The 10779-nt window shown below is 24.8% G+C and carries 9 protein-coding genes; 4 read left to right on the top strand and 5 right to left on the bottom strand.

The features are described 5' to 3' along the window. Positions 1-418 (bottom strand): PTS sugar transporter subunit IIA (locus tag N3A58_02675; GenBank protein MCX8058302.1); only part of this gene is annotated, 418 nt, incomplete at its 3' end. A 97-nt stretch (positions 419-515) separates the two neighbouring features. Then, entirely contained in the window at positions 516-1373 is an 858-nt protein-coding gene (locus N3A58_02670) for a hypothetical protein (protein ID MCX8058301.1), read from the bottom strand. 187 nt (positions 1374-1560) lie between these two features. Here N3A58_02670 and N3A58_02665 point away from each other — a divergent pair, with 187 nt between their 5' ends. The 3 genes from N3A58_02665 to N3A58_02655 all read left to right on the top strand — a co-directional run bounded on the left by N3A58_02665 (position 1561) and on the right by N3A58_02655 (position 4396). Next, positions 1561-2364 (top strand): flagellar hook-basal body protein, encoded by an 804-nt coding sequence (locus N3A58_02665; protein MCX8058300.1) that lies wholly within the window; start codon positions 1561-1563, stop codon positions 2362-2364. A 36-nt stretch (positions 2365-2400) separates the two neighbouring features. Next, the gene (gene flgG / locus N3A58_02660; protein MCX8058299.1) at positions 2401-3195 is read left to right on the top strand and encodes a flagellar basal-body rod protein FlgG; all 795 of its coding nucleotides are present in this window, start codon (positions 2401-2403) and stop codon (positions 3193-3195) included. A gap of 70 nt (positions 3196-3265) precedes the next feature. Beyond that, positions 3266-4396, top strand: a complete 1131-nt coding sequence (locus N3A58_02655; GenBank protein ID MCX8058298.1) for a SpoIID/LytB domain-containing protein — start codon at positions 3266-3268, stop codon at positions 4394-4396. 123 nt (positions 4397-4519) lie between these two features. Here the strand turns inward: N3A58_02655 and N3A58_02650 are convergent, their stop codons facing one another. Further along, complete coding sequence (locus tag N3A58_02650) at positions 4520-5248, bottom strand: hypothetical protein (GenBank protein MCX8058297.1); 729 nt, start codon at positions 5246-5248, stop codon at positions 4520-4522. A gap of 188 nt (positions 5249-5436) precedes the next feature. Further along, the gene (locus N3A58_02645; protein ID MCX8058296.1) at positions 5437-6165 is read right to left on the bottom strand and encodes a DUF3300 domain-containing protein; all 729 of its coding nucleotides are present in this window, start codon (positions 6163-6165) and stop codon (positions 5437-5439) included. A 585-nt stretch (positions 6166-6750) separates the two neighbouring features. Between N3A58_02645 and N3A58_02640 the strand changes: the two genes are divergently transcribed. Continuing rightward, positions 6751-9330: an AAA family ATPase gene (locus tag N3A58_02640; GenBank protein ID MCX8058295.1), complete on the top strand. Its 2580-nt coding sequence runs from the start codon at positions 6751-6753 to the stop codon at positions 9328-9330. Here the strand turns inward: N3A58_02640 and N3A58_02635 are convergent. Next, the gene (locus N3A58_02635; protein MCX8058294.1) at positions 9293-10696 is read right to left on the bottom strand and encodes an SLC13 family permease; all 1404 of its coding nucleotides are present in this window, start codon (positions 10694-10696) and stop codon (positions 9293-9295) included. The genes N3A58_02640 and N3A58_02635 overlap by 38 nt on opposite strands. Positions 10697-10779: the final 83 nt, after the last annotated feature.

Raw genomic sequence — 10779 nt, 5'->3', positions numbered from 1 at the left:
GAGGATCTTTAATTTCGAGCAATTTTTCAAGTAAACCTCTATTTTGAATATTTGTTATAATTTGTGAAAGTAAAGTTAAATATTTATTACTAGTTTTTAGTCCTCCTACAAAAGAAATAATTAAAAATACCGGTTGTTTATCAACAGAGCCATAATTTAACAATCTATTTGATTTTATAATAAGAACATAAATATCATCAAGTCCTTCAATAAAGATGTGAGGAATAGCAATGGAATGACCAATACCTGTAGATAAGCTTTCTTCTCTTTTTATAAATTCTTCATATAAAAATTCCTTATCAAATCCAGTAATCTTGGAAAATTTTTCAGCAATAAAAGTAAATATCTCGCTTTTATTATTAAATCCTTCTACAACAATAACATTTTCAAGTTTCAAATAATCAAAAAGTCTAACCATAAAAAAAATAACCTTTCATCTAAGATTAATTTTATTTTAATATAGTTTTAACTTAATTCAAATAATTTTATAAAGAAAATTATCTAATAAAGATTTTTCATTTGTTTTCGGAAACTACTTCATCATCAATTTTTTTACCAAATAAAATTCTACCTGCTGGAGTCTGTATTACTGAATCAATTACTACATTTATATTTTTACCAAGAAATTCTTTGCCTTGATGAACAACGACCATTGTCCCATCTTCAAGGTATCCTACCCCTTGATCAGGTTCTTTACCATCTTTTATAATTTTTATACAAACTCTATCTCCAGGAACTTTCAATATCTTCATGTTGTTTGCAATTATATTTATATCTATAACCTCAACTTCAAACATTTTTGCTTTTTGATACAATTCGTAATCATTTGTAATCAAAATACCTCTATTTTTTCTTGTATAATAAATTAACTTATCATCTACAGGTCCCCTAAATTCATTTTTTTTTGTTTCAATAAGTAAAAGAGGATATTTCTTTTTAAGCTCATCTAATCTGCTCATATTTTCTATTATAATGTTATTTTTATTCTCTTCTTTCGTTGCAATTCTTTTGAGTTCCTCATATATAAAATCATAAATTATAAAAACTCCTTTTATAACATGCTCTTTTATTAAAAAATTTAATCTATTATCCATAATACATGACGAATCTATAATATAGACAGGAATCTTTAAATAATCATAAAATCGAATATAAGTTTTTAAACCAAAATTAAAAAAAATACTACTTTTTACAAATAAAAAATATTCTATAGAAATAGTAATAAAAGAAATTGGATAATAAATATAATCATAATAAATTGAATTTATTAAAAATAATCTTATAAAAAATAAAATCATAATTGAAAAAATTAAAAAGTATAGCTTAAGAAAAACTTCTTTTAATGAAAAGAAGAAGAATAAAACAAAAATCATAAGAAATATTTTTATAAATAATATTAAAATTTCCATATTATTATTTTTATTCTTTTTTCAATTTTGTCAATAGCAAAAGTTTAATTTTTTATAATCTACCGATAACTTAATAAACTAAACAAGCTTTAATAAGTAAATTTTTAAAGTTAATATTCTTCAGTGTTTGAATAATTAAAATGGGGGAAATATGGTTAGAGGAATTTACACATCTGCCTCTGGAATGATCACACAAGCTGAAAAAATAGCAACTATTTCAAATAACCTTGCAAATGTCAATACTACATCTTATAAGGAAGAACAATTAATATTTAAAGAATTCCCTCAAATGCTCCTAAGAAGAATGAATGATAAAGTTTTAGTTTTTGACTTTGGTTCAGTTGATGTTGCTCCTATAGTTGGAAAAGTTGGTACAGGTGTTGAAGTTAATGAAAAATTCATAAACTATAGTCAAGGTAATTTACTCAAAACTGAAAATAAACTTGACATTGCCTTACTTAGAGAAGGATTTTTCTCAGTTGAAACTCCTTATGGAATATTTTATACAAGAAATGGTGAATTAAATCTTGATAGTGAAGGTTATATAGTTACAAAGGATGGATTTAAAGTTTTAGGCGAAAAAGGCTATATAAATGTTTTAGATAAAGATTTTATAATTGATAGATTTGGTCAAATATTTGTTAAAGATTTTAACAAATCTGAATATTCGTATCTTGATAAAATTTTATTCTACAATTTCCCTGAAATTAAATATGCTGAAAAAATTGGTAATTCAATGTATAGAGAAACTCAATATTCTGGTGTTCCCTATTTAATTAATAATAAAGATATGCATGTTCTTTCAGGTTATCTAGAAACAGCAAATGTTAATCCAATAATTGAAATGGTAAGACTTATAGAAGCTCAAAGAGCTTTTGAAGCTAATTCTAAAGCATTAACATCTCACGATATGCTTGCAGAAAAAACGGTAAATCAAGTTGGTGTAGTTAGATAAAAAATAATAATTTTATAAAAATTTTGGGAGGATAAAATGATAAGGTCATTATGGATAGGTGCTTCTGGCATGAGTTCCCAACAAGTAAACATAGATGTGATATCAAATAACCTAGCCAATGTCAATACATACGGTTTTAAAAAAGGTAGAGCAGAATTTGAAGATTTATTATACCAGAAGCTTTATATGGCTGGAACTACAATTGAAGAAGAAACTGTAAGACCAGTTGGAATGATGGTAGGATATGGTTCTAAAGTTTCAGCAACTCAAAAACTTTTTCACCAAGGAGCTTTAGAACATACAGGAAATAAATTAGATATTGCTATTGCAGGAGAAGGTTTTTTCAGAGTACAACTACCAGATGGAAGCTTCGCATATACAAGAGATGGTTCTTTTAAAATCGATGAAAACGGTCAAGTTGTTACATCTCAAGGTTATCGAATTGTACCAGAAATCATTCTTCCCGATGGATTTATTTACGAATCAATAAATATAACTCCACAAGGTAAAATTTTTGTAAAAACTTATGATAACGATATACCTGTATTAATTGGGCAAATTGATCTATATAGATTTGTTAACCCAGCAGGACTTGATGCAATAGGAGAAAATTTATTTAAAGAAACCCCAAACTCAGGAAGAGCTATTAGAGGTATGCCAAATATTGATGGATTTGGTACTGTTAGACAAGGATATCTTGAAATGTCAAATGTAAATCTTGTAGATGAAATGGTTCAAATGATAGTTGCACAAAGAGCATATGAATTTAATTCAAAATCTGTTCAAACTTCAGATTCTTTGCTACAAACTGCAATTGGAATGAAAAGATAAAATCTATTTTTATATTTATGAATAAGTTTTTGAATAAAAATTAATTTAAATTTATATTTAAAAGGAGCATATGAATAAATTATTTAATACAACTAAAAAAGTCAAAATAAAGTTAATTTTATTATTTTTCTTACTTTTAATTTTTATTAATTTTTTTTCCTGTAAATTAAACTATTCATATGAAGTTAGACCTACTTTATATGAAATTACTGATATATTAAAAGTTCCTAAATATGTTAATAAAGTAAACATACTAATAGATGAAGCTACCTATTTTTATGTCACAGATAATAAAAAAGATTATTATTTAACAGCTAAAGATTTAAATAACACAATATTAACTGACACTGGATTTTATTATAAGAATAAATATATTGGAAAAGAGATATTTATTGACAAAAATGGAAACAATTCTCTTTTGCAACTAGTATCAAAATTGGAGCTTGATGATTATGTCGCTTCTGTCTTAGCTGCAGAAATGGGACCAAAATTTGAAAGAGAAGCTTTAAAAGCACAAGCTGTAGTTTCAAGAACATATGTTGTAGAAAAGATCCTTACAAATCCTTCTTTTAAAATAACAAACTCTACAAACTATCAAGTTTTTAATTTGAGTTCTTATAAAGATTTTTTGATATATTCTAATGAAACAAAAGACCTAATTTTATCTTATAACAAAGAAATAATTAAAGCTTTTTTCCATTCTTCATCAGGTGGTATTTTAACTATTCCTAAATATGAATGGGGAGGTAATGACCTGCCTTATTATAAGATAAAACTAGATGAATATTCAGAAAACACAATTAATTGGGAATATAATATAGAAGTAAATAAGTTTATAGACTTACTTATAAAATATAATCTCCTAAATACAAAAAAAGACTTATTTAGCATTACTTTGACAAAAAGAAACGAAGATAGAAGAGTAGACCAAATAAATCTTATCTTTAATGATGGAACTAATTTATCTATTAAAGGGAGAACATTTAGGGAAAAATTTGGTACTACTATTATTAAATCATTGCTATTTGATACAAGAATTGAAAATAATATGGTTTATTTTAATGGTAAGGGTTATGGACATGGAATAGGAATGTCCCAATGGGGTGCAAATAATATGGCAAAACAACAAAAAAATTTTATAGATATATTAAAATTTTATTACAATAATTGTAAAATATCAAAATTAATCTACAGTGAATAGATATTATATTTAATTTTATTAAAAAAAGGGGTTGCTTTTTAAGTTGCAACCCTTTTTTATATTTTTAATCTTAATTTTTATTTTTATCTAGTTTTCTTTACAATCAATTTATTAATAAAAATATCAAGAAAACCATAATATTAAAAAAAACTCAATATATCCCATTCTTTTAAGATATTCTATTCCATAGTATTTTTTGTCTGTGTAATCAGGATCATCTTTAAAAACTCTTTCAAAAAATTCAGAAACACTTTTTGTCATATAGTTCCATTCGAGACCAATTGAAATTGGTTCTAAAAATAAAGAAAAACCAAGTTTCGTATTAAAGCCAACTGTAAATCCTCCTTTATACCACTCATCAAATGCTATTTTAAAATAAGCATTCGATTCATATACATCCTCGTTTGCACCTGCAAGCCAAAAAGATGGTCCTATTGCAAAATGGCACATAAATGGATATAGAGGAAAATATAATGCTAAATCAAGGTGTAAAAAAAATTCTTCATGATAATAATCCCAATCACTTAAATTTATTGATGGAAAAGCACTTTTAAACTCAGCTTCTGAGTAGGGATATGGATAAAAATATGGTGATGCTCCATAAGTAGTCCAATACATCTTTTTAAAATATAATAAATCAATCAATACCCCTAAAAAACTAGGAGACTTATACCTAAAAGTTATTCCCCATAAAGACCTATCAAACAAACCTGTACTAGATTCTGATGAAGTTACTTGTGAGTGAATTACCAATCCTATACCAAAAATATCATCAAAGAAATATGAAGGGTATGCATAAATAGAAGTAAAAAAACAAAATAAAAAAAATAATAAAACAATAATTTTTTTCATAAAATTTCTCCTTCAAAAACTATTATATCATTTTTCTAATTAGCACTCATTTTAAATTAATCAACCAAATCATATTTTTTTCTTGTATATTATTTTTGAAATCCAATTATAATAAAAAAAGAACTACCTTAAAGGTAGTTCTTTTTAAAAGTTTTAATTTTATTTAATTAAATCTACTCATTTTTTAACTATAACCACAAAATAATCCCAAATTCTAAATATCCCATTCTTTTTAAATAATCCATTCCATAATAATCTTTATCATTGGGGTTTGGATCATCTCCAAAAACTCTACCAAAAAATTCATTAATGCTTTTTGCTATATAGTTGTACTCTAAAGTAATTCCCATCAAACCAAAAACAAGATTTGCTCCAAGTTTGAAGTTCATCCCAAGTTTAAAACCACCTTTACCATACCATGCATCATAAGCTTTCTTAAAATCATCATCTGTTTTATAGGCATCAGATGGAGTTGCCCACCAATATGTAGGTCCAAAAGCAAAATGGAAAGATATAGTTCTGCCTAAAGCTAAAAAGAAGGCAAGATCAAACATACCTATGAATTCGTCATGATAATATTCCCAATCATCTTGAGCAATCTTAGCAGGATTATATATTGTATTATTAACATCATTCCATGGCCAAGGACCATATACAACAGTGGGGTTCATCCCATATGGAACCCAATATTTAGTATCAAGATATAATATATCAAAAATAAAACCAAGCATACCAAAACCCTTATACCTTATAGTTATACCATATAAAGCATTATCAAGAAAACCGGTTTGTGATTGTTCTTGAACTGTTTGGCTCAAACCAACAAAACCAAACCCAAGCATTGGGAAAGCATAAACATTAGCAGAGAAAACAAATAAAAATAAAAAAAACGCTAAAATAAATTTAATTCTTTTCATTTTTATCCTCCTAATTTAAATTTTTTTAATTTTTAAAAATAAAATTTTATTTAATAAATTAAATTATTATTTCTTTATATTTATATTTTAAATCAAATTTTTTTTAAAACAACTTTTTAGAAAATAATTTTTTTAATAATTTGTCATTTTAATTATTTTAAAAATATTAAAATGAAATTATATAATTAAAAAATTTTATATTAAAAATAATTACACACATGTATATATTTTGTACTATTTAATTTAAAATAATTAAACATTTTTTTAAGATTATTGAATTAAAAAATATATATTCATAAAAATTAAAATAATATTTTTAATAATAAATAATGTTTAATTATATTTTAGTTTAAAAATTTTACTTGATGGTATTTTAATTGCTAAGTAATATTATAAAATTTACAAATAAAAATTATTTATTAAATGTTTTTTATTTTATTTATTAGTAAATTGCATATTTTTTATCAAGCATGTATATTATTTATACTATAGTTTATATTATAATACTTTAATAAATTTTTTTATATTAAACAATTATTTTAAAATTAAATTAGGTTAGGGGGTAGTATGATTAATTTTGAAAAAATGACACAATCTTTAATTGAATCTTTTCAAAAAGGGTATGATCTTGCTTTAATAAACGGTAATCCAGAATTAAATGATTTGCATTTATTATATGGTATAATTGAGATAAATGATTCCCTTTTTACATCTTTTTTAAATACAAATAGAATAAATGTAGAGAATTTAAAAAATGAAGTAAACTTATATTTGAACAGATTACCCAAAGTTTCAGGATCTAATACAAATATATATCCTTCCCCAACTCTCCAGAAAATATTTGCTATAGCTGATCAAGAATCCAAGAAAATCAGTGACCTATTTTTATCTACAGAGCATATCCTTTATGCATTCCTATTAACAGATTGTGAATCTGGAAACATCCTTAAAAAGTATGGCATAAATTACAATAAACTAAAAGATTATTATTTGAAGGAAAGAGAAGGAGAAACTATTCAAACTCAGGATGGAGATAAAAACTTTAAAGTCCTTGAAAATTTTACTATAGACTTAACAAAAAAAGCTTCAGAAAGCAAACTAGATCCTGTTATAGGGAGAGATGAAGAAATTAGAAGAATTATTCAAGTATTATCAAGAAGAACAAAAAATAATCCTGTTTTAATAGGAGAACCAGGTGTTGGTAAAACTGCAATTGTTGAAGGAGTAGCTCAAAGAATAGTAAACAATGATGTACCTTCATCTTTAAAGGATAAAAGAATACTTTCTCTTGATATAGGAGCTCTTCTTGCTGGAACAAAATACAGAGGAGAATTTGAAGAAAGAATAAAAGCTTTATTAAAAACTATTGCTAAACAAGAGGGTAAAATAATTCTTTTCATTGATGAAATTCATCTTTTAGTTGGTGCAGGTAAGGCTGAAGGAGCTGTAGATGCTGCAAATATGCTAAAACCTGCATTAGCAAGAGGTGAACTTCACTGCATTGGTGCTACAACTTTAGATGAATATAGAAAATACATAGAAAAAGATGCCGCATTAGAAAGAAGATTTCAACCTATTATAGTTTCTGAACCTACTGTTGAAGATACCATTGCAATTTTAAGAGGAATAAAAGAAAAGTATGAACTTCATCACGGGATCAAAATTTCAGATAAAGCTATAATTGCTGCTGCAATTTTATCTGATAGATATATTCAAGATAGATTTTTACCAGATAAGGCTATCGATTTAATTGACGAAGCTTCTTCAAGATTAAGAGTTCAACTTGAATCTGTTCCTGAATCTATTGATAAACTTCAAAGAGAGCTAATAAAACTTGAAATTGAAAAAAGAGCTTTATCAAATGAAAAAGACGAAAGTTCTCAAAAAAGACTTCAGAAAGTTGAATCATTAATAGAAAAACTAAGGGGAGAGATAAAATTAATAAAAGATAAATGGGAAATAGAAAAAAATGGACTAAAAGAGGTTAATAAACTTAGAGAAAACATTGATTCTCTTAAAGCTAAAGCGGATATAGAACAAAGAAAAGGAAACTTTGATGAAGTCGCTAAAATAAGATATGTTTTAATACCTGAGGCCCAAAAAAAGATAGATGCTATTTTAAATACATTAAAAAGTTCTGAAAGTATGTTAAAAAAAGAAGTTACAGAAGATGATATAGCTATTATAGTCTCTTCTTGGACTGGAATACCTGTATCTAAATTGTTAGAATCTGAGAGAGAAAAATATTTAAAAATAGAGACACATTTAAAGGAAGAAGTAGTAGGTCAGGATCATGCTATTTCCTCTTTATCTCATGCTATTCAAAGAAATAAAGCTGGACTTTCAGACCCAAATAGACCTATAGGTTCATTTTTATTTCTTGGACCTACAGGTGTTGGAAAAACTCAAACTGCAAAAACTTTAGCAAAATTTTTATTTGATTCAGAAAAAGCTTTAATAAGATTAGATATGTCAGAATACATGGAAAAACATTCTGTTTCTAAAATAATTGGAGCTCCTCCAGGATATGTTGGTTATGATGAAGGTGGCACTTTAACTGAAAAAATAAGAAGAGCTCCATACTCTGTTATACTATTTGATGAAGTTGAAAAAGCTCATCCCGATGTTTTTCATTTACTTCTTCAAATTCTTGATGATGGTAGATTAACTGATTCGCATGGAAGAACAGTAAATTTTAAAAATACAATTATTATTATGACTTCAAATTTAGGTTCAGATATAATACTTAATCATAAAGGTGAAATAAGTGAAATAGAGTCCCAACTTAAAAAAATCCTTCAAAGCTTTTTTAGACCAGAATTTTTAAATAGAATAGATGAAATTATCATTTTTAATAAACTTAATAAAGAAGTATCAAAAAATATAGTAAAGTTAGAGCTCAAAAAACTTTCAGAAAGAATTAGAGATAAAAATATTAACTTAATATTTACAGAAAATTGCATTAATAAAATTGTAGAGGAAGGATTTGAAAAAGATTTAGGAGCAAGACCTCTCAAAAGATATATTCAAAACAATATTGAAAACAAACTAGCTTTGAAAATTCTTTCTGGAGAAATCAGTGAAAAATCAAATGTATATGTCGATATTAAAGACAATGATTTTATTTTTATAAAAAAGGAATTACCAACCAATATAAATAAATAATAAAAAAACCTAAAATAAACAGAATTAAAGTTGAAGGAAACCCATACATAAAAAATTCTTTAAATGATATTTGTACTTCGTTTTTAGCTTTTTCTGCTACAATAATATTTGCCACTGCACCTAATAAAGTCATATTGCCTGCTATAGTACTTGTAAATGCAAGAAAAAGATACCAAATATTATTATCAGGTATCTTTTGTATTATTTCTTTAACAATTAAAACATAAGGGACATTTGAAAATATATTTGAAAAAATAAGTGAAACTAAATTAAAAATAAAGAAATTTTTTAAATTTAGCTCAAAATTTTTTATAAATTTCTCAAATAGATAAATTGTTAATCCAGATTCATTTAATGCACCAATGAGTCCAAATAAACATATAAAAAAAATTAATAAATTCCAATCTATTCTTTTTAAATATTCAGTTTCATTTTTTTTAGAAATAACAATTAAAATAACAGCTCCAATCAATGCAACCCACGATATTGGTTTAAATATAAAAAATGATAAAAAGGTTAATAAAGCAACTGTAACAGATCTTCTAAAGAGAGGCCTTCTTATTCTCTTCAAATCATGAATAAATAAATCTATCTTTTCTTTTATTTTTTTATTGATAAAAATACTGTTTTTAATTTTTATTTTATTATTATCTTTACTTTTTTCTTTTTCTATATTTTCTAAATTTATAATTTTATTAATTTTAGAAAAGCTTATTTTATTCTCATAAATTTGATGGTTTATATTTTTATTTAATATTAATTTTTTTCTAAAAAATAAAAAAATAAAAATATAATTAAAATAAAGTAAAATAAGGCCTAAAGGAAACATTAAAATAAAATATTTTGAAAAAGAGAGACTGCATAAATTTCCTATTATCATATTTTGAGGAGCTCCAGTATATGCAATAATTGCTCCTATATTTGAAGATGTTGCAATTGCAATAAGATAAGGTAATGGATTTAAACCTTTTTTTATTAAAACTCTTAATATCATCGGAGTGAGAATCAAACATGTAATATCATTTATAAAAAAAGCTGAAGATAATCCAACAAGAAACACAATTAAAAATATAAGTTTTTTTGGATCATAATAGTCTTTAAAAATATAAAAAGACAAAAAATCAAAAAACCCAGATTCATCAAGATATTCTATTATTATCATTAAGCTAAATAATAAAATTATAGTGTCCCAATCTATTAAAGAAATAAATTCATTTGCTGAAAAAAGCTTAAATATAAACATTAATACTACACCAAAAAGAGCAACTCCAGTTCTACCTAAATTGAAAAACTTAAATCTTTTTGATGAAATCAAAATATATACAAAAAAATAGATAATTAAACATAATATTTGTTTATAGCTCAATTTTTACTCCTATTTATAGTCTCAGATATTTTAATAAAATAAAATTTTTAAGCAAACATTAACAAAATTACTATTAAATTAAT

Source organism: Spirochaetota bacterium, from assembly GCA_026415295.1.
GTDB lineage: Bacteria > Spirochaetota > JAAYUW01 > JAAYUW01 > JAOAHJ01 > JAOAHJ01.
This window is presented reverse-complemented; position numbering and strand designations above follow the sequence as displayed.